General features: G+C 60.1%; 18 protein-coding genes and 5 pseudogenes. 8 read left to right on the plus strand and 15 right to left on the minus strand.

Annotation, left to right across the window (positions count from 1 at the left end; genetic code table 11):
• Positions 1-2 precede the first annotated feature (2 nt).
• A complete protein-coding gene (locus tag JOH52_RS32535) occupies positions 3-1115 on the minus strand; it encodes an NADH:flavin oxidoreductase (protein WP_014530918.1) in 1113 nt (370 codons plus the stop codon).
• A 1-nt stretch (position 1116) separates the two neighbouring features.
• The gene (locus JOH52_RS32540) at positions 1117-1509 is read right to left on the minus strand and encodes a RidA family protein (RefSeq protein ID WP_014528094.1); all 393 of its coding nucleotides are present in this window, start codon (positions 1507-1509) and stop codon (positions 1117-1119) included.
• A 125-nt stretch (positions 1510-1634) separates the two neighbouring features.
• Between JOH52_RS32540 and JOH52_RS32545 the strand changes: the two genes are divergently transcribed.
• On the plus strand, positions 1635-2582 hold the full coding sequence (locus JOH52_RS32545) for a LysR substrate-binding domain-containing protein (protein ID WP_015445527.1): 948 nt from the start codon (positions 1635-1637) through the stop codon (positions 2580-2582).
• Between the two features lie 130 nt (positions 2583-2712).
• Here JOH52_RS32545 and JOH52_RS32550 read toward each other — a convergent pair.
• Positions 2713-3544: pseudogene (locus JOH52_RS32550) on the minus strand (hypothetical protein).
• A gap of 154 nt (positions 3545-3698) precedes the next feature.
• On the opposite strand from JOH52_RS32550, the gene JOH52_RS32555 reads away from it, so the two are divergent.
• Entirely contained in the window at positions 3699-4130 is a 432-nt protein-coding gene (locus tag JOH52_RS32555) for an antitoxin Xre-like helix-turn-helix domain-containing protein (protein WP_014528091.1), read from the plus strand.
• Positions 4127-4609 (plus strand): RES family NAD+ phosphorylase, encoded by a 483-nt coding sequence (locus tag JOH52_RS32560; protein ID WP_014530920.1) that lies wholly within the window; start codon positions 4127-4129, stop codon positions 4607-4609. The genes JOH52_RS32555 and JOH52_RS32560 overlap by 4 nt, the downstream gene beginning before the upstream one ends.
• Positions 4610-5147: 538 nt before the next feature.
• Here the strand turns inward: JOH52_RS32560 and JOH52_RS32565 are convergent.
• Positions 5148-5376 (minus strand): annotated as a pseudogene (locus JOH52_RS32565) (site-specific integrase); the annotation flags it as partial.
• Positions 5377-5440: 64 nt separating this feature from the next.
• Here JOH52_RS32565 and JOH52_RS32570 point away from each other — a divergent pair.
• Positions 5441-5716 (plus strand): ribbon-helix-helix domain-containing protein, encoded by a 276-nt coding sequence (locus tag JOH52_RS32570; RefSeq protein ID WP_010968170.1) that lies wholly within the window; start codon positions 5441-5443, stop codon positions 5714-5716.
• Positions 5697-6047 carry a type II toxin-antitoxin system RelE/ParE family toxin gene (locus JOH52_RS32575; RefSeq protein ID WP_010968169.1) on the plus strand — a complete coding sequence of 117 codons (351 nt, stop codon included), beginning with the start codon at positions 5697-5699 and terminating at the stop codon, positions 6045-6047. The genes JOH52_RS32570 and JOH52_RS32575 overlap by 20 nt, the downstream gene beginning before the upstream one ends.
• A gap of 328 nt (positions 6048-6375) precedes the next feature.
• On the opposite strand, the gene JOH52_RS32580 is transcribed toward JOH52_RS32575, so the two are convergent.
• Positions 6376-6720, minus strand: coding sequence for a P-loop NTPase family protein (locus JOH52_RS32580; RefSeq protein WP_234705615.1), 345 nt, complete (start codon positions 6718-6720; stop codon positions 6376-6378).
• A gap of 186 nt (positions 6721-6906) precedes the next feature.
• On the opposite strand from JOH52_RS32580, the pseudogene JOH52_RS32585 reads away from it, so the two are divergent.
• Positions 6907-7343: pseudogene (locus JOH52_RS32585) on the plus strand (VOC family protein).
• Between the two features lie 154 nt (positions 7344-7497).
• Here JOH52_RS32585 and JOH52_RS32590 read toward each other — a convergent pair.
• The 6 genes from JOH52_RS32590 to JOH52_RS32615 all read right to left on the minus strand — a co-directional run bounded on the left by JOH52_RS32590 (position 7498) and on the right by JOH52_RS32615 (position 10758).
• Positions 7498-7983, minus strand: coding sequence for a nucleotidyl transferase AbiEii/AbiGii toxin family protein (locus tag JOH52_RS32590; protein ID WP_014530926.1), 486 nt, complete (start codon positions 7981-7983; stop codon positions 7498-7500).
• A 122-nt stretch (positions 7984-8105) separates the two neighbouring features.
• On the minus strand, positions 8106-8375 hold the full coding sequence (locus JOH52_RS32595; protein WP_017271873.1) for a hypothetical protein: 270 nt from the start codon (positions 8373-8375) through the stop codon (positions 8106-8108).
• 223 nt (positions 8376-8598) lie between these two features.
• Positions 8599-9756 carry a site-specific integrase gene (locus JOH52_RS32600; protein WP_017271872.1) on the minus strand — a complete coding sequence of 386 codons (1158 nt, stop codon included), beginning with the start codon at positions 9754-9756 and terminating at the stop codon, positions 8599-8601.
• Complete coding sequence (locus JOH52_RS32605; RefSeq protein WP_017271871.1) at positions 9753-10091, minus strand: hypothetical protein; 339 nt, start codon at positions 10089-10091, stop codon at positions 9753-9755. The genes JOH52_RS32600 and JOH52_RS32605 overlap by 4 nt, the downstream gene beginning before the upstream one ends.
• Positions 10092-10093: 2 nt before the next feature.
• Entirely contained in the window at positions 10094-10471 is a 378-nt protein-coding gene (locus JOH52_RS32610) for a type II toxin-antitoxin system VapC family toxin (RefSeq protein WP_017263206.1), read from the minus strand.
• Positions 10468-10758: a type II toxin-antitoxin system Phd/YefM family antitoxin gene (locus JOH52_RS32615; RefSeq protein WP_014528082.1), complete on the minus strand. Its 291-nt coding sequence runs from the start codon at positions 10756-10758 to the stop codon at positions 10468-10470. Before JOH52_RS32615 ends, JOH52_RS32610 begins: the two co-directional genes overlap by 4 nt.
• 348 nt (positions 10759-11106) lie before the next feature.
• Between JOH52_RS32615 and JOH52_RS36370 the strand changes: the two are divergent.
• Positions 11107-11426 (plus strand): annotated as a pseudogene (locus tag JOH52_RS36370) (hypothetical protein).
• A 1-nt stretch (position 11427) separates the two neighbouring features.
• On the opposite strand, the pseudogene JOH52_RS32625 reads toward JOH52_RS36370, so the two are convergent.
• Positions 11428-13094 (minus strand): annotated as a pseudogene (locus JOH52_RS32625) (IS66 family transposase).
• A 508-nt stretch (positions 13095-13602) separates the two neighbouring features.
• On the opposite strand from JOH52_RS32625, the gene JOH52_RS32635 reads away from it, so the two are divergent.
• A complete protein-coding gene (locus tag JOH52_RS32635; RefSeq protein WP_234842743.1) occupies positions 13603-13866 on the plus strand; it encodes a hypothetical protein in 264 nt (87 codons plus the stop codon).
• Between the two features lie 97 nt (positions 13867-13963).
• Here JOH52_RS32635 and JOH52_RS32640 read toward each other — a convergent pair whose 3' ends face one another.
• Genes JOH52_RS32640 through JOH52_RS32650 form a run of 3 tightly spaced genes read right to left on the minus strand, consistent with a single transcriptional unit; the run spans position 13964 to position 18463 of the window.
• On the minus strand, positions 13964-15385 hold the full coding sequence (locus tag JOH52_RS32640) for a hypothetical protein (protein WP_017265499.1): 1422 nt from the start codon (positions 15383-15385) through the stop codon (positions 13964-13966).
• Positions 15386-15422: 37 nt separating this feature from the next.
• Positions 15423-16523, minus strand: a complete 1101-nt coding sequence (locus JOH52_RS32645; RefSeq protein ID WP_017265500.1) for an FAD-dependent monooxygenase — start codon at positions 16521-16523, stop codon at positions 15423-15425.
• Positions 16520-18463: a LodA/GoxA family CTQ-dependent oxidase gene (locus tag JOH52_RS32650; protein ID WP_164855819.1), complete on the minus strand. Its 1944-nt coding sequence runs from the start codon at positions 18461-18463 to the stop codon at positions 16520-16522. The genes JOH52_RS32645 and JOH52_RS32650 overlap by 4 nt, the downstream gene beginning before the upstream one ends.
• Positions 18464-18554 lie beyond the last annotated feature (91 nt).

Raw genomic sequence — 18554 nt, forward strand, 5'->3', positions numbered from 1 at the left:
TATTAAAGGGCGAGCTCGCTGTCCTTGATGTCGCTGATCGGTGCGAGCATCGAAAGTTCGAACGGGCGCAACGCGCTGCGGGCGGCTGTGAGGTGCGGCCAATCGGGATTGACGAGCGCGCCGCGGCCCAGCGCGATCATGTCCGCTCCTGATTCCATCACCTGTTCAGCGCGCGCAAGCTCGTGCAGGCTGCCATTGGCGATGAGGAAGAGACGCGGCGCATGGCGGCGGGCAAGCGACACGAGAGAAATTTCGCCCCCTTCGAAGGCCGGTCGCCATGCTTCGAACTCCGTCACATGAGCGAAATCAGCCGGGCTCTCGGCCAGTGCCTCGAATACTCTCGCCGCGCCCTGTTCCCGCTCTGCCCATTTGTGCCGGAAGTCGTTGACCTTCCCCTGAGAGAGACGCAGTCCGAGCGGCACCGATGGGCCGATCGCCGCGCGCACGGCCTTGAGCACTTCGAGCGACAGGCCGAAGCGAGCGACGATGTCGCCACCCCAACGGTCCTGGCGATGGTTGGTGTAGTCTGTGAAGAACTGATCCAGGAGATAGCCGTTGGCGCCGTGGATCTCGATGCCGTCGAATCCGGCGACCTCGATCGCCAGGCGCGCCGCACCGGCGAAGCCCTCAATCGCCGCGGCGATCTCTGCTTCGCTGATCTCGCGCGGCATGGCATAGGGACCGTCGCCGCGGTAGCCGGTCATCTGACTGCCCTTCGGGCGGATCGCCGAGGGACCGATTGTGTCGGAACGATAAGGATTGCCCTGCGACAGCGCGCCGCCATGCATGAGTTGTGCGAAGATGCTGCCGCCGGCCGCATGGACCGCATCGACGGCGCGGCGCCAGGCATCCGCCTGTTCCCGGTCGGTCAGGCCAGGCTGACCCGAATAGGTCTGCGCATAGGCCTTGTCGGTGTAGATGCCTTCGCTCGTCACCAGGCTGAAGCCGCCGCGTGCGAAGCGCTGATAGTAGCGCACCATGCGTTCGCCCGGCACACCAGCGCACGAGGCGCTGATGCGTGTCATCGGCGCGACCGACAGGCGGTTGGCGAAATCGAGACCTTTGAGGCTGGTACCGGTGAAGACCGGTGAGGGGATGATCGCCGGTGCGTTCATGTCAGTGGCTCCCGTCGAGCGCAATCGCCTCGATCTCGATCATTGCTTTTGGCGAATAGAGCGAGGAAACCTCGATGATGCTGTCTGCGGGATAGGGCGCGGAGAACCACTTGCGGCGCAGCTCTACGATCTTTGCGAAGTTTTCCATGGAGCGCAGGAAGATCGTGACCTTGACGACTTTGTCGAGCCCAGAACCGGCGGCCTTCAGGGCGCGATCGAGATTGCCGAAAGCCTGCTCGGCCTGGCGATCGAAGTCGCCTTCGCCGACGATCTCGCCATTGTCACCGATCGCCGCCTGACCCGAAACGAAGACGAAGCCGTTAGCCTTGATTGCCTGCGAGAGCAGGAACGGCGCATAAGGATCTGGCTTCGTGACGACCTGTTCGAGAAACATGGGTGTCCTTTCATGCTTGAGTCTTTCTCAGCTCGGCACTGTCGCCTTGCTTGTCGAGGGCAATATGTTGGTCCCTTCGTGCATTGACAAAGGAACATTTCTCAGTCGATACATGAGATGTACTCATGCGTGGGGAAGTGATGAGAAAGCTGCCGCCACTTGGCGCATTGCGCGTCTTCGAGGCTGCTGCCCGCCGGCTGAGCTTCAAGGACGCTGCCGAGGAACTCAACGTTTCCGCGACCGCCGTCAGCCACCAGATCCGCCAGCTGGAGGAGATGCTGAACGTCAAGCTCTTCGAGCGCGCAACGCGGCAGGTGCATCTGACCGCCGCGGGAAAGACGCTGTTTCCAGTGCTGCGCGAGGGCTTGGATCGCTTCGAACAGGCGATCGCAGACGTGCACCGCCAGCAGGCAGGGCAGGTGGCGCGGCTCACTTCCACCGTCGCGTTCGTAGCGAAGCGGCTGGCGCCGCTCGCGGGTTCGTTTCGCGAGATGTATCCCGATTGGACGTTGCGACTCGACGCCTCTAACCGGGCCGTCGATCTGGAGGCAGATGCGGACGCCGCCATCCGTTTCGGTGGTGGGAACTATCCGGGCCTCGTCACGGAGCCGCTTTTTGCGGATCGCTTTGCGCCGGTCTGCGCGCCGAGCCTCGCTCAGACCAGCGCTGCTGATCTCCGGCTTGCGACGCTCATCCATTTCGATTGGGGTCCGGCACGGCGTGACGATCCGCGCGCACCTGTGTGGCGGCAATGGCTGGCACGGGCCGGCGTCGAGGACATTGACGCGAGTGCGGGTATTTCCTTCACCGACGAGATCCATGCGGTCCAGGCCGTGGTGGCCGGGCAAGGGATCGGGCTGCTGAGCCTTACGCTGGTGGCGGAGGAGCTTGCCTCCGGCATCCTCGTCCAACCATTCGAGTTATCGCTTGAAGGCGACCGCTACGATCTCGTCTACAGCCCGCGCATGGCGGACCGGCCTGCGACGCGCGTGCTGCGCGACTGGGTGATCGCGCAGTTCGGCGGCACGGTCCATCAACTCGGCCCACGGCCAGCTTCGCAGCCTCGCGCTTAGAGTAGAGCGTTGAAGCTACGCCCATCCGCACGGAAAACCGTTTCGCCCTTTCCTGGAAGTGCTCTAACGGACCTCAGGCATCGTGACCGGCATGCCAGCCGACAGCGCCTGTATCGTAGTTCGCTGCCAGTCAGATCAGCAACCGTGCCGCTCGTCCTTGCTTGCGTTCCGCATTGTTGTAATAGGTCGCCGCCTGCATCACTGACTTATGCAGTGACTGCTGCATCGCTTCACGCCGCGGTTTGCCGCCCCGGTCAGATAGCCGGATCTTAGGCCATGAGCCGGCCGGGTCGCCAAGTACAGGATCGTCGTCAACGAGGTTATCTACACGCAATCCTGCAACTTCGGACCGAGGCCGCCCGCCAGAAGCAAACGCGGTCAAAAACAGCGCGCGATGACGCACGTCAACCAGCCGATCGCTGGCACAGGCTTCGAGAAGTTTTGCGAGTACGTCGCCGGTGACTGCCTTCCGGCTCTTGCGCTGCCGTGGTCGAGCGCTGGCGAGGACGGCAAGCCGCAGGGCGGATTCCAGCGACGGCGCGCCGAAAGCGCCGGTCAGGCCGCGCCAGCGGGTGAGGATCGACCAGGTGGTCAGCCGGCGGCGCACCGTCCCCGGTGCGTGCGGGCGCAGGGCACGCAATCCAGCCGCGGACCTCCGCCGGCATGCCGTGGGTAAGGTCCTCCTTGCGCTTAACCGGATGCCACAGGTGATGGGCAACGAATTCCGGGGGCAGCGATTCCGGCGCAGGCCCGGGGAGGGCGCTCCCGTTGCGAGCCGGCACCAGGCCTGGATAGCCGAGCTCCGTGAGCGTATTTTCGCCCATGCCCTCACTGGCGAGGTGCTTGAGGGTCGCCAGGTCGTCGTCGGTCAGCAGCGCGGCGAGCTGGTCGCGCCGGTCGAACGGCAGTATGGCGTCGAGCGGCGCGCCGCGGCTGGCAATGGCTGTCGATGGCACGATCATCGCGGCAGCCCGTCTTCGTCATAGAGATCATCGTGCGCCGACGTCATATCATGTTCCCGGCCCGGCTTTGCTTCCGCAGCGCGCAAATGGCGTCAGTCTTGCCAGATGCCTCACGTGCGACTATATTTCGCCTCAAGTGAGCGGAGATCAACAAATGTTAGCTTTTGAGAATGTTGCCGATGTCTTGGGTTTGCCGGCGAAGGAAGCGGCGGCCCGCTCTCCGCTCGGACTGATTACGCGCATAGAGGGAGGGTTGCCCGTCGCGGCATTGGAGCGCGTGGTCCACCTTCTGGCTCCCAATGACAGCCAGTTCAAGTATCGCTTGGTGCCGAAGGCGACCTATGAACGCCGAAAGGCGACGCTTCGGCTCTCACCGGACGAGGGGATGCGCGTCGCGCGTGTCGCCCGTGTCTGGAATCTGGCGCTGGATGTTTGGCAAAGCGAGGAGGAGGCCCGTGATTTCCTGTTTCGGCCTCACCCCATGCTTGAGGACAAACGTCCGATTGATGTGGTCATTCAGAGTGAGATCGGCGGCGAACTCGTCCTGGAAACCCTCGCAAGCCTGAAGTACGGCAGTGCTGCGTGAGCGCCCAGATTCTTGATCGGACGCTGTCGGCGTTTCGAATAGGCGACCCGAAAGGGACCTATCCCATATTCGACGCAACCGGCTCAACCATAGCCCCGGGGCGCTGGAACACGCCGGCAGGTCCGATCATCTACAGCAGCGAGCACTATTCAACGGCGGTGCTCGAAAAGCTGGTGCATGGCAGCGGCCGATTGCCGCCAAACCAGCACTACGTTGAAATCACAATACCGCGCGGCTTTACCTATGAGGTCTTTTCGCCGCCGGACATCCCAGGCTGGGATACGATGCCGCCAACAGTGAGCAGGGGATTTGGCGAGCAATGGTGTCTCGAAAGGAGGAGCGCAATCTTGCTGGTCCCCAGCGTTGTCGCCCGGCTCGACCAGATTATTTTGATAAATCCAGCTCATCATGAGTTCCCTGAAATACAGGTCAGCCTGCATCAGCCGGTTTACTGGGATCGGCGCCTCTTCGGATCGTAACTGTGCGGGTCACCGCGCCTGCTCGGCTCAGATGATCATACTGGCCGCTCTGCCCTGGTTACGGTCGGCGTCATCGTCTTTGTTCGCCACCTGCGTGGCAGGCTTTGCTTTTATCGTTTCCGCAGGAGGTCTAGCGCGATTTTGCCACTCTCATTGATCAATTTCCCAATGAGGAATTCCAAGGAGGAGGGATCGTGGAAGTCAGCGCCAGTGACAGTGAGCTCGTTGCGGTGATGAGACAGTATTTGTCGCCAAAGCCGAGCTGGAGAGCTTGAAAGCACAACTGGACGCGGCACGACAGAGCCGGCGAGGCGATCGCGTACTCCACGCTTCTCGTTAGAACGCTGAGCACGCCGCCGACCTGCAGCGCTCGCATCGCCTCAAGAGAGAGAGGGCGTCGCTGATGCAGCGTGCTGAAGTCTGGGGCAGGGCAGCATCGGGTGCTGACGAGCACGATAGATGGGACGCGGAAGCGGAGTCGGAAGAATTGCGGTCGTTTGAGAAGCGGACCGATGCTCTCTTCCGTACTTAGTCACGCTTAGACGATCAGCCGGGCCGCTCGTCCATTCTTCGCTCCGCGTTGTTGTAGTAGCTCGCCACTTGGGTCACCGATTTGTGCAGTGACTGCTGCCTCGCTTCCGGCAGGGAAACACCGCGGTTTGCCGCCTCCGTCAGATAACCGGATCTCAGGCCTTGTCCCGAAAACAGCGCCGGATCGAGGCCGCCTGTTTGCAGCGGGCTTTCAGGACCAGGTTGCGCCCTGCCGGATCATCTCGTCAGATTGACAAACGTGCTACTGAGTAGCAAATTAGGCTCAAAGGAGTTAAACCGATGAGTGTCAAATCGTCGATTTCGCTGACCGACCAGCAGGATGCGTTTGCCCGTTCGCTGGTGGAGAGCGGCCGGTATTCCAGCATGAGTTCCGTTCTTCAGCAGGGCCTAGAACTGCTTCGCCAAAAGACGGAAACTGAGACCGTCGAAACGGCAGCGCTTGGCGAATTGGTCCAGCGGCGATTGAACGGACCAATGATTTCTGCGACGGAAATGGAAAGCCGCGTCGCGGCAATGATTGAGCGGAAGCGACGGGTTGTTCGTGTGGACTCTTGAATATTCTGAGGATGCCGAACGCGATTTCGAGTTGATCTTCGATCATCTGTTTGACGCCTATGTCGAACTCGGGGACTCGCCTGACGAGGCTGTGGAGCGCACAGCTGAACGGATCCGCAAATTGCGTGTCGAAATCGATCGTCTAGTCGATACGCCCTATATCGGGACTCTGCGGCCTGATATTCATTCCGGAATCCGGTTTCTTCGGCGGGACAAGGCGGCTATTTGGTTTCTACGGGCAGAACATAGCCGCACAATCATTGTCGCGGCAATTTTCTACGGCGCGCAGGACCACATCAGAAATATGCTCGCACGTATGCTTGCGGGATAAGGTCCCTACAGCCCCGAGGCCGTCGTCAGATTGACCCTAAATCGGTCGCGTCGGCGCTGCGATTTGCGGGTCATGGCCGAGCTGCTTTTGCACATTTCTCTCCGCCTTTGGCATGGAGACGCTGCGCGACTTGCCCGACCTCGAATGGTTGGAGGAAGCGGTACTGCTCAGCTCGGCCGGCAGGCGCTCGTAGAGGAGGAGTTCGCGGAGGCAGGTTCGGATGGTGACGACCAGGGCTAGCCCAACCTCATCTGGTTGCGGCGAACCGGCCAAGTGCACTCCGCTTCCCGCAGAGGGCGGCTACTCGATCATATAGCCCAGCGCCCGATCACCCGCGCGTCGCTTCGCAGCCATGCGGGCCAGAACCGGAATGGTGTTGCGACATAATCAACGACCACGACGTCTTTCTGTCATCGTGCTGGCGATGCAGACGGCCGATATACTGTGCCAGGGTCCGCTTCCAGGCGATCGGCATCGTCAAGAACAACATGTCGAGCCGGGCATCATCGAAGCCTTCGCCGATATAGCGGCCCGTCGCAAGGATCAGGCGCTCAGCGTCGTCAGGGACATTCAAGCCGCACTGGCTTGCTTGCGGTCTTTTGCGGACATGCCGCCGCGCAGCACTACGAGATTTCTCACCAACTTTGATGCCTGGCCCGGGCGACCATTCCATTTTCGTTCGCCTACCCGCCTATAGCGGCATCGAGTCTAACGGCGAGTGAACCACACAAATTGAGGAAGACCCCAATCAAATGCCAAACGACACCCGGATGCCCGCCCGGTGTCGGGGCACCTCAAGCGTCCGTTGTTAGACCAGACGATACCTTGTAGGTTGGAACGACACCCTGGAGATTGGAACGTGGCGCTCAAGCGGATGGACAACGTCGGAATCGTCGTCGAAGACCTCGAAGGAACGATTGAGTTCTTTCGCGAACTCGGCCTCGAGCTCGAAGGAAAGGCCACGATCGGAGGAGAATGGGCCGGACGTGTCACTGGGCTGGGCGATCAGCATGTCGAGATTGCGATGATGCGCACGCCTGATGGACACAGCCGGCTTGAGCTCTCACGCTTCCTCACGCCACCTATCGTCGCAGATCACCGGAACGCCCCGGTCAATTCCCTGGGCTACCTGCGCGTCATGTTCACCGTAGACGACATCAGCGAGACGCTGGAGAGGCTCGCACCCGCGGCGCGCAGTTCGTAGGCGAAGTCGTCGACTATGAAGACGTATATCGGCTTTGCTACATCCGTGGCCCTGGAGGACTTCTCATCGGACTCGCCCAGGAACTCGGCTGAGCGCGATGTTAAGACAAATAGCGAAGGGTGACCCAATGTCAGCGAGCGCGTCCGGGACCCAGTTTACTCAACTTTGGTCCGCGATGGTCGCTCTGAGTGGCCGACGTGGCTGCACGGGATGAAGGTTCGTAGTGGCAGCTGGACAGGAGCAGGATCATGAAGGACGAGCGTCTCTCGGTACAGAAGTCTCGTCATGATGGTTTCGGCGAACCTGCGGGTTCATCTGGCGAGCAACTTTCAGCGCGGCTTCGCATTTATCCTGGAAGGCCTTTAAGACCTCATCGAGGTATTCCAAGCCGTGAGTTTTCATGACGCAAGCGATGTCGAACATGTCGCGGGCTGCATCGCGCGCCGCGGTGTAAACCTTCTTTGCCATGATCTCGCCGGGGGTCTCGAGCAGAACCTGTCGGCCGCGCACCTCCGCTCTCACGGCCGGGTTGCCGGCAGGCTGCGGGCACAAGTCGATCTCGCCAACATTCTCGAAAACAATCTTCAATGTCCGCGATCCATCGGACTCATAGCCGTCAGGGTTGATGTCGAGAGCGTATCCCTGTGTCTTCGGATTCAGATATGGCAGAAGTTGCGGATCATCTAGGAAAATGTCGACGTCGAAACTCTCATGGTGATGGATCTGGAGCATCGGGCCGTACCGCCCCCAAAAGTCCAACCGTCGATCATAGTAAGTTCGGAGTTTGCTTGTTCGATGATGCGGCAAGCCTGTTCAAACAGGTCGCTCCATCTGCTGACCGGGTTTTCGACCAACTACGCCGCCCGCGCCAAAGGGAGGGGGTATCCGGCAAGTACGGAGAACTTCCGTCCCAGATCGGAGGCGGCCGTCGGATCAACGTGCATTTCGTCCAGGAACGAGATCTGAAGACTCTCGTCGGCCTCGGAAAAGAAGGAAAATGCTGAACGATCGAAAGAGACTGCGCCGGCAGGATCGGAAATCTTCGACGCCAGCTGCTCAGCCGAAAGGGTTGTCCCATAAGCGGCGTTGACAGTGGACAGAACCTTTACTGCAACGATCGACATCTTCCTGAAACATAGAACACCTGGAATTCTACACATACCGCGGCGATGTCTGCGAAACAAGGATCGCAGGCGAAGAGGTAGACTCCGCCGAACTTGAGTTCTGCCGGGGCCGCACGCGACGGCCGCAGGCTTTCCGGATGGTTTTTGTTTCGGCGAAGCGGAGCCGGAAGAATAGGGGTCGTTTGAGAACCGAGCCGATGCTCTCTTCGGGGCGTAGTTACGCCTAGACGATCAGCCGGGCCGCTCGTCCATTCTTTCGCTCCGCATTGTTGTAATAGCTGGCCGCCTGGGTCACCGATTTGTGCAGCGACTGCTGCATCGCCTCTGGAAGAGGGATGCCGCGGTTTGCAGCCTCGGTCAGATAGCCGGACCTCAGCCCATGGGCCGAAAACAGCGCCGGATCAAGGCCGGCCTGTTCACAGCGTGCTTTCAGGACCAGATTGACAGACTGCGGCGTCAGCGCCCGTCGGTCGATGTTGCCCCACTGATCGATGCGCCGGAACACCGGGCCGTCCTTGATTTGCGCGTCGGACAGCCATCGCTTCAACACGGTCACCGGCCGGCCGATCAACAGCACATGTTCGTTCTCATCGGCGGTCGTCGTCTTGGTGCGGCCGAGGCGGATCGACAGGCAGGGCAGGGGAGGGGAGTTTTCGTCGGCGGGATTGGCGCGCACCGGCTCCTCGTCGGCGAGATCCTCGACGCGCAGCGCCGCCACTTCCGAACGGCGCCGGCCGCCGGAAGCGAAGGCGGCTAAAAGCAGTGCCCGGTCGCGTGCATCCACAAGTCTATCACCGGCGCAGGCCTCAAGCAGTTTCGTCAGGATATCGAGGGTTACCGCCTTCTTGCTCTTGCGCTGGCGCGGGCGGTTGCTCGCCTTGACCGCCAGCCTCACTGCGCTCTTCAGCGACGGTGCACCGAAGGCGCCGGTGAAACCGCGCCAACGGGTGAGGATCGACCAGGAGGTCAGCCGCCGCCGCACCGTGCCCGGCGCGTGTGGCCCGTCGGCCCTGAGCAGGCGCTCGGCGCGCAATCCGACCTCGACATCCGCTGGCATGCCATGGCTCGAATCCTCGGCGCGCTTGACCGGATCCCAGAGGTGATGGGCGACGAACTTCAGGAGCAGTGCTTCCGGCGCCGGCCAGGGGAGGGGGTCACCGGTGGCGAGGCGGCACCAGGCCTCGAGGTAACCGAGGTCGGAGGCCAGCGCGCGTAGCGTATTCTCGCCCATGCCCTCCTGCGCCAGGTGTTTGAGTGTGGCGACGTCGTCGTCAGTCAGCAGCGCGGCGAGCTGGTCGCGGCGGTCGAAGGGCAGGATGGCGTCGAGCGCGTCGAGTTCTTCGGCGCGGCTGGCAATGGGTGTCGATGGCACGATCGTCATCGCGGCAGCCTGTCTTCGTCATAGAGATCATCGTGCGCCGACGTCATATCATGTTCCCGCCTCGGCTTTCCTTCCGCAGCGAGCATCCAAACCGCGTCGACCGAAGAGACTTTTCCATCCTCAACCAGTTTGCTGCCCGGGCGGTGGGCCGTGTCAGGAAGAGTCCCTGCGATTTCATCTGAGGGGGAATCATCCCCTCCCGAAAAGAAGCTGAGCTGAGCGATAGGCCATCCGGCCCGGCACACATAGACTTCGTCCTGCCGGCACGCCAAATCGATCAGCTCTTCCAGCCGTTCTGCCGCCTCCTCGACGTCTATGAATATCTTCATCGGCATCGCTACCAAACCCGTTCATGCAGCACCGCATCGAAGGCGCCGTCGACTGAAACAAGGGCGCAATGTTCGAGCCGCGCCTGTGCGGCGAGTATGCGGTCCCACGGATCGCGGTGATCCCATTCGAAAGCGGCCGCCAGTTCGGCATGCAAATCGGTGATGGCAAGGGTCTGCAAACCGCTAGCCGAGACTGCGGCACGCAACTCCTGTGGTTTGAGATCAAGCTTTTTCAGCCGCATCTTGTTGTCCAGCTCGTAGAAGGAGACAGCGCTGACAAGGATGGTGTTTGCCTTGTCCTCAATCAGCGATCGTGCCGTTAAGGAAAGGCGGTCACTGCCGATTGTCCACCAGTAGACCGCGTGGCTGTCGAGCAGCACCTTCATTTGGAGGTCTCGCGGCCGTCGGGTCCGCCCCGCCAGATGCCGACATCGTCATTCCAGTCGCCGGCGTCGATTGCAGCCTGCTCAGCGTCGACCTCGTCGAACAGGTCATCAGGCAGACCGCGCTGGCGAAGGAGGCCGAAGGGGCGTTTTCCGCCATCGGCCGGCCCGATGCGTGCATAGACTTCGTTGCCGCGCATAATCGTGATTTCCTCGCCCTGGTTGGCGCGTTCGAGCACCTCGGCGAAATGCTTGCGGGCTTCACTGATCTTGTACGTGGTCTGGGGCATCAGGGCCTCCGTCGTTCGACGCGTATGGCCACCATATCAATGGTTTGAGAAGCGTACAACCACGATGTACATCGCACTATCGATACTTGAATACTATCGATAATGAGCGGGTGCGGAAATGACCGTCTGACTGGCGGAACTATACCTCATACTGCCTTCTGTTTAGGGAATTCTATAGGTTAATTCATATAGTTAATGTATTGCAAAAAGCGCGCCACTAGCGCGTTTGCTGGGTACGTGGGGCAAATCGGGTGGCGGGCCGGATGGGAGGATCTTGTGGGTTGTTTGTGCAGCGCGATTGCGTTGGCGCACGTTCGGGGCGACCATCGTCAGGAACGGAGGCCCAGGATGCACGGGATCAACCTTGACGGCTTGAGTGAAGCAGAGCTGATCGAATTGCACGATGCGGTCGCCGATCGGCTCCACTTTCTGCATCAGCAGAAGACGGCGCATGCCTTGCTTGAACTGGCGATCGGCGAGCGCGTGGTGTTCGAAGACAATTACGGCCAGACGCAGCTGGAATCGTCATCCGCCGAAACCGCAAAACGGTGACGGTGCACGGCGACAATGGTCGGCAATGGAATGTCTCACCGCAGTTGCTGCGAAAGGAAAAGCGAACTGATGAAGGCCAGAGCGGCAAGCTGGTGCCGTTTTCGAGAAAGGCTTGATTTAGCTCGCCATCATGACGAGCTGCGACAAAGGCGGTATTGGCCGTATTGAGCTTACAAAGCCGAGGCGATCTCCCAAAAAATGATAGAATGAAATACCAAGCTTTTGGCAGCTCTTCATCAGCCCGAGCATGACGTCGCGGGCAATCCGGCCGTTAAGGCTTATGGTGCCGCCGGAGATCTTTCGCCTGGTGACGAAGGAACGAATATCGTTCTCGGACGCGTTGGTGTGCAGTGGAATATACGGGTGTTCGAGCACCTTGAGCAGTTCAGCCTTTCGTCGATGGAGGCGCAAGAGCAGCTTGTCGAGCGCCGCATAGCCGGTACGTCGCGCGAATATTTTGTCGAACCTGCGCCGAAACCCGGTGATCAAATGCGGTGAAGGCCGTTGTTTCCAGACCTTCAGCGCCTTGTAAAAGCGCCAGACGAGATCGCGGGTCGTCGTGACCAGCCGTTCCTGTTTCGGCGTCGCCGGCATCAGTTTCTGCAGCAGGCGTTCCGCATGGATCCAGCACAGGGCGTGGTTGGCGACACGGAATTGACCCGCATCGTCCGAAACGATCACCGTGTTGCCGAGCAGGCCGTGATGGCGGATGGCGCCCCAGATCGCCGCCTCCGCAACAGGACGAAGAAGCTGTCGGTCGAGGATATCGATGTCCTTGCTGGCCAAATGCTCGAGGAACGCGACCTGATCGGTGAAACTGCAGGGGGTTCGGTCTTGAGCCTGGCCATGATCGCGTGCTCGACGCCCTGCGCCTTCAGCCAGTTCATCGCCTCGTCATTGAGAACATAGTCCTGATGACCCGCCCGCAGGACGGACAGGAAATTAAGCCGCGACTTCGACAGGCTGGTTCGAAAGGTCGAAAAGCGCTCGCCGCCAATCTGGGAGGTGAAGGCATTGCGCCGATTGTGCCGCGCACCGGTATCGTCGACCGTGATGAACGGCGCCGAGACCAGCCCAGCATGGAGAACCGCACTGTCTTCCTCGACGAACTGCTCAAGGTCGGTGGTGAGTAGCCGGACGACCTGCCACTTCGAGATCTCGACGCCGATGCTGTTGAGGATCGCGGTCAGGCGCGGCGTCGTGATCTGCCCCTGGGCATGCAGCGCCAGGCAGGCGCGGCGCAGGTTCCGACCAAAGCCGCTGGAGACCCCTTCTGGCAAAGGCGCGATGATCACCTTGCCCTCTGGTGTCAGCCAACGTTCGCGTCGGTAGTTCACAAGTTCGGCCGCAAGCACCAGATCGCGCACGAAAAAGCTCTTGTAGCCTTTGAACCGAGAGCCTTCCGGCGCGTCTGCCCTCAGTGTCACGGTGCGCGTGATCCGGTTCGTGTCACGCTTGGGACCGCGTGGCGATTTACCAGCCGCACGATCACCGTTACCGGGTTCTGTCGCCTTCTCCATACCCGACGGTCGAAACGGCGGACGCGGCGGCAGGTTCTTCAGGCGGGCAATCTCGTCGCGCAGCTGTTGGTTCTCAGCCTTGAGACGGGCTTTGTCGAGCCGAAGTTGGGCATTGTCTTCCCGCAAGGCTTCATTCTCGGATCGCAGCGTTGCGACCTCTGCCTTGAGCGCGTGCAGTTCCTCGACAAGGCCACCGACGAGGCGGCGCATCGCGAGCAGCGACAGCGTCTCAACATGCTCGACCGAGGGCAGCCGCTTCTTCATGGCTGGAGGGAATCATGATTTCCCCACTCGGCGGAATCAGGCCAACGCACTTTGGAGTCAAGCCCGAGCATTATGCACAACTAACTGAAGGTCGCGCTCTGTCAGCGCGTGCCACCCAATTTGCCCCACGTACCTCCGAGGGGATTTGCGGTCAGCACGACCTACCCAGTGGAAACGCGAGCTAGCGGCCAGTCTGCGGGCACGGCAAAATTTCCTAGTTTCCTGAGTTTCCGGAGCGGAGCCGCGCAGATGTCTCTGCCGCAGCTGCATCCGGGCTCCAAATGTCCAATTGGCTTCGGCGCCGGCTGCGATGATCATGATGGGGTAACGAACTCGTCGCGAAATGCGTCTAAGCGTGGAGCGATCTTCGGAGCTCATCGCTGCGACCCCGCAGGGATGCGTGTGCCAATCCCCTAGACTATAGACTAGGATAGTCGAGGTCGCCCTGGGTTTTCCTGAAAGCTTCACTGATCTGTCCGACTTGCCAGGAATGGTCTAGGATGAACGCGTGGCGGTCGTGAAGCGCCCTATGGCCAGCACCCAGCACATCAACGACAAATCGGTCCGCGCCATCCCTCCAGCCGAGGGGGACGCCGCCGGTTTCAGGGGAAAGAACGCGGTGGCCTGGGCAATCATTGATGCGACCGCGTCTTGTCCGAGCCAGATCGTCACCCGTGTGACGCTCCGCAATAACGGGGAATGCGGCTCCACCGTCTCGGAACGCCATTGCAAAGCCAGCGGTCGCAGTCGCTTTGTCTCTAGTAAGGCTTAGGGGTAACGTTGCGCATGGCAAAGAGTTCTCGGCTCGACGGAAAGAAGGATGATCCGAGGGGTTTCAACCCGCTTTGACTTGAAGTCGCTCCGGCGCATCACTGGCGAGGGGGAGGATCGGGCTGAACGGCTCCGCCGACGATAACTTCCGCGCCAAACGGACTTGCGGTGGAACACATGGGCGTTGACACAAAATCACGGACGCCTTCGACTCGACAGACGCGAGGCGTCGGTCCTTGCAGTGCGCCCTCCTTGCATGCGCGGCAAAGACGCGTGAATGCGGCCTCCAATTGCAGCGAGTAATCCAACGCGGTCGCGCCACCCCATCCATGACCCGGTACCGATTCCGATGGGATCGTGAGATTGCCGCCGATCACGTTAGTCAGATACTTCATGCGCAGATCGTCCCGTACAGTTTTGTCGCTAAGCGTGGTGAGGTTGTATTTGGAGGCGCTGGGCACGATGCCGAGCACCTTGGATCGCGGCCATTGCGCCAACGCGTGACATGACATGCACGAAGAGCGCAGATTATCGGCCGGACCGTTCAGCCGCCCCTGAAATCCCGGCCAGGGACGTTCACTCCAAGTCTGATTGGAGCCACGCCAGACGACCCCGGCAAGATCCTGGTTCAGTTGCGTCTCTGCGAGCGCGGCGAACGCGTCACGAGATTGGGCGGCAGCCTCCGGGTCATTACCCCACATCAATCCAACTGGAACAAGGTTCTGAAACAAGCCATCGCCCACCTTTGGGCCTTTCCATACGAAGGTTCCAAAGACCCATTTGGTCGCCGATCGCGGATCCTTAACTGCAATATCGACCTGAAGAAGACGAAGCTTTTGCTCTCCTCGTCCACCACCCGTCGCCTTGTCGATAAATGCGAGGACCTCGGGAGCGCCATCCAAATATGGAACCTGCTCCTTCGTCGCATTCGTGAACAGGAGTTTGAACGAAGCAGTCTGATCAGGGAAGGTCCAGTTAGCGGTTGGAATGAATGGATCGCAGGGTTGAGCGAAGACCTGCGAGAGGGCGTACGCGCCTTCCTGGTTGTAGAATCCCACAGCCCATACCTGCAAACCGCCGGGAGATCCGGGGGCCAAATCTCCTGAATCGGGCCCGCGCTCCTTGGTGAGTCCGAGATTTCGTTCACGTCCGTTCAGAGTGTAATCCATCCATGGTGAAATCCACCATTGAGCGTCGCTTTGCATCCGAATCATATTGTCCTCGATCACGAGGTCGCTAATCTTCACCTCACTCAGAACAGCAGCCATGTAAGTTCGCCAGTCGCCGAGTTCTGTATCAGACCAGGCATGGCTGATATTCGGTGGCAGCGACGTTGGTAGATCCGTACGCCACGGAACATCGATCCGCTTGGTTTGGGGGTTGTAGGCCGTGCTTCGATCCGTCGCCATCCGGGCACAGAACGAAAGCGGCTTTGCATGCCCCGTCGCCAGATTCATGGTCCCTACCGTCGCAAAGATTATCGCGGTACCTAAGCAGCAGGCACTGATGCTGAAGCGCATTTTTCTCTCCGAGACGATTAGAGGAGATTTGCCCAAATCATGAGAATGACCCTGCGTGCGCGAGGGCGTTTTCCGATGAACACCGTCGTGTCCAGAATCCTGTCTTAAACCGATCGCGCCCCGCGCGGTACGAGCTGAGACGCTGAGCCAGGTAGCGTTGATAGGAAGCCCGTGATTTTTGTTCGAGGAGCGCTAGCTTATCCGGACGTGTGTCGAGCGCTATCGAGATTTCTTCTGCCATGCGGATAGCTGACCAAAGTCCGCGCCCTGCAAGCGGATCAAAGCTCGCCTGGGCATCGCCCAGTCTGAGGGAGGTGGGATCAACTTTCAGGGGCAACCAACGACAAGGAATGGGGATCGCTTGGAACGCGATAGGCTGCGACAACTTGGTGACCAAGCTTGCAACACGGTCTGTGGCGTCTAGGACTCTCGAGACAATGGCGCGTGGCGTTTCACCAGCCAGCGATTCCGCGTCAGTGATCACACCTAAGCACGCAAGGTTGTCAGGGCCGACTATCCCATAGGCCCATCCGTCCGCGGCAGCTTCAATTAGCAAGCGTGTGTCGAGCGAGTCGTCGACACCATCTATCCTGCCAAACGTGACGAGCGCGATAAGTCTGTCATTATAGCCGGTCGCGGACCGCAGACCTGACCGACTGTTGACGCACCCCGACGCCAGAATTCGCCAGCTGACTTCATGCTGTGCTGCCGAGGCGAGCGTCCCAGTGTTTTCCGACAAGACTGGCTGCTCGTTGTCCGAAGCAAATGTGACGCCCGCCTTCGCGACGTGGTCCCGAAGCAGAACTTCAAAGCTGGCGCGATCGACCGCCCATGCGGAGCCGAATGGTCCAGTCAGGTAATCATGGCAGTGGGCGTCGTCGGTATCCCACCGACACCAACTTCCTGGACATGGCCTAGCAACAGTGTGGATTTCGTGGGGGGAAAGTCCGAGCCTGAGCAAAACCGAGAGGGCAGAAGCTCCAAGGACATCGATACGGGACTGGCGGGATTGGCGTCTCGACGGGTTGATGAGCCTGACCCCCCAGCCGCGTTGTGCCAATGCCATGGCCGCCACCAAAGCTGCAGGTCCATCGCCGACAATGTCCGCCTTAGATGTGGCGTGGGCGGCGATGTTCATTGACCAAACCTCATTTTGCGAACCGCAATGCGATCGGCCTCGTTGGAGAAGCCCGCCGCCCGTGCTCGCAAATCCGCTGCCGACAAGGTCACCAGTGGTGGAGCGGGAGCCCTAATGACACCATCAGCACCAGCGCCGGAGACCTTGTTTTTGGTGCCAGGATGTGTTTCCACATAGATGATCGACGGGATCTGGTCGTCTCCTGCAACGCTCGGATAAGCCTCGACTACACCCATGTTCCCGTATTGATGAACGAGATATTCTCCCCAGTCCTGACCTGGGCTATTGAGTGGCGCAAACCAACTCCTCCGTTGGTTGAACGCGTTCAGCCGTTCCTCCCTCGGAAGTGAGGGGTTGATGACTTTCAGGTAGTTCTCATGGGCGAGCACGTGGTTGGGAACCCGTGAGGGCCAGAAGCTTGGCGCATCGAATGCCAGGCCATCCTCATACCCTGCGAGGCAACCACCAGTGTCTATCTGCCATGGGAGCAGCATCCATCTGGATAAGGCACCCGGGTGCTGACCGTGCAGAGGTCCCGTCGAACCGAGCGCCGTGCCGACGTCCAGATGCGTACCGTACTCAGGTTCCGGCTTGGTAGCGCGCGCGATGCGGAATGCCTTTGAATAGATCGACAGATGGCGCATTGGCCAGGTCAGCTCAATCCCCGGATGAAACGCGTCCGCCGCACAGAACTCCAGCGCCGCGCGATCCAGCGCGGCCGGCTGATCGCCGAGTGGATGCTGACCGATGGAGGACGGGGAAGGTGGGAGCGTGCCCCAATCGGCAATGAAATTGCCTTCGCTCCAGGCCTTGAGATAGCGCAAACGCTCGCCGCCTAGAGCGAGGTTCTGGTAGCGGTCGCTGTCGGGTCCCGTCCCGTAGGAATCTCCATAGAGCCATGGCCACGCAGCTGGATCGGAGACGTGATCTGTTTGCTCGCGAAACATCTTGAAAATCGCCATGCGCAGCGGTTTGAACACGTCGACTGCGGCGCCGCCATGAAGATGATTTATCTGGTCGATTCTGTCCTCGTCCAGAAAATCGAACGGTGCAGTATGGCCGAAAACGGCGGCGAACGCCTTGTTGACCCACTGAAGGCCGCTCAAGCGAGCGAGAATGGGGTAAATGTCCTCCGTGAACGAGATCGTTGACTTCTGGGGAAGCCAATCCGCCTCCACAAAAAGATCTACAAGCAGGTCATATAGCGTCCGCCACGATTTGAGATCGGGGGCGTAGTTCGGAGGGGCGGAGACGACCCATGCTCCCTCGGTTGGTATCTCGTTGCCGTTGACGCGCACGGTTGCGTCGACGGGCCCGTCGGCGATGTCGTCATGCCAATCTTCCGCGTTGCCGAATGCGTCATTGTCTGAGTCGACGTAAGGTGGGGCGCCACTGGGCGAACTCGATACGCCATGACCACCAAGGAAAAGCAGACGCCCTTCCGCGGTTGTTCGGAGCTCACCGAGGTCTACGGCCACGCCCTTAAATGTACCCGTATCAAAGTGATGAGCTTCCGAACCGGCCTGATTGCGGCCCGATATACAACGGCTGCCTGGATCGATCACAAGTTTGCGACGTTCATCAGGATCCAGGATCTTGGGATTTCGGCGTTCGACGATCGTATCCTTGAGCGTGTCCAAGTCCATCGCGTGTCGGAATTTGAACCAGGCGGCCTTGGCGTTCGCAACGTGAACGTTCCAGACGATATCGGCATTATCAGCGGTCAATTCGGCAACAACATTGTCATCCTTGTCGTATCCATAGATACGGAACTCCACAGCTTCACGCTTGAGATGACCGCTCCTATCATGGGAGGTGTCGACTGGCCTCGGCGGGGGGGTGGCAACTTGCGGCGCCAGCAGATACTCATCCTGGCTGCTGCCGAGCCGGGCAATACCAATAGCCGGGTGTATTGACGCCCGGACGATCCTGTTGACCATGCTATTCCCCTCACGTCGATGTCTTGCAGCCGTTTTACAATTGCAATTACTTCCCGAATTCGCGCCGCTCATGAAAGACCTCGACCGTCTC

This window comes from Sinorhizobium meliloti, assembly GCF_017876815.1.
GTDB lineage: Bacteria > Pseudomonadota > Alphaproteobacteria > Rhizobiales > Rhizobiaceae > Sinorhizobium > Sinorhizobium meliloti.

Excerpts from the sequence above, each read along its gene's own strand:
- JOH52_RS32535 (WP_014530918.1), bottom strand. The coding sequence starts at position 1,115 with ATGAACGCACCGGCGATCATCCCCTCACCGGTCTTCACCGGTACCAGC.
- JOH52_RS32540 (WP_014528094.1), bottom strand. The coding sequence starts at position 1,509 with ATGTTTCTCGAACAGGTCGTCACGAAGCCAGATCCTTATGCGCCGTTC.
- JOH52_RS32545 (WP_015445527.1), top strand. The coding sequence starts at position 1,635 with ATGCGTGGGGAAGTGATGAGAAAGCTGCCGCCACTTGGCGCATTGCGC.
- JOH52_RS32555 (WP_014528091.1), top strand. The coding sequence starts at position 3,699 with ATGTTAGCTTTTGAGAATGTTGCCGATGTCTTGGGTTTGCCGGCGAAG.
- JOH52_RS32570 (WP_010968170.1), top strand. The coding sequence starts at position 5,441 with ATGAGTGTCAAATCGTCGATTTCGCTGACCGACCAGCAGGATGCGTTT.
- JOH52_RS32580 (WP_234705615.1), bottom strand. The coding sequence starts at position 6,720 with ATGGAATGGTCGCCCGGGCCAGGCATCAAAGTTGGTGAGAAATCTCGT.
- JOH52_RS32590 (WP_014530926.1), bottom strand. The coding sequence starts at position 7,983 with ATGCTCCAGATCCATCACCATGAGAGTTTCGACGTCGACATTTTCCTA.
- JOH52_RS32595 (WP_017271873.1), bottom strand. The coding sequence starts at position 8,375 with ATGTCGATCGTTGCAGTAAAGGTTCTGTCCACTGTCAACGCCGCTTAT.
- JOH52_RS32600 (WP_017271872.1), bottom strand. The coding sequence starts at position 9,756 with ATGACGATCGTGCCATCGACACCCATTGCCAGCCGCGCCGAAGAACTC.
- JOH52_RS32605 (WP_017271871.1), bottom strand. The coding sequence starts at position 10,091 with ATGCCGATGAAGATATTCATAGACGTCGAGGAGGCGGCAGAACGGCTG.
- JOH52_RS32610 (WP_017263206.1), bottom strand. The coding sequence starts at position 10,471 with ATGAAGGTGCTGCTCGACAGCCACGCGGTCTACTGGTGGACAATCGGC.
- JOH52_RS32615 (WP_014528082.1), bottom strand. The coding sequence starts at position 10,758 with ATGCCCCAGACCACGTACAAGATCAGTGAAGCCCGCAAGCATTTCGCC.
- JOH52_RS32640 (WP_017265499.1), bottom strand. The coding sequence starts at position 15,385 with ATGCGCTTCAGCATCAGTGCCTGCTGCTTAGGTACCGCGATAATCTTT.
- JOH52_RS32645 (WP_017265500.1), bottom strand. The coding sequence starts at position 16,523 with ATGAACATCGCCGCCCACGCCACATCTAAGGCGGACATTGTCGGCGAT.
- JOH52_RS32650 (WP_164855819.1), bottom strand. The coding sequence starts at position 18,463 with ATGGTCAACAGGATCGTCCGGGCGTCAATACACCCGGCTATTGGTATT.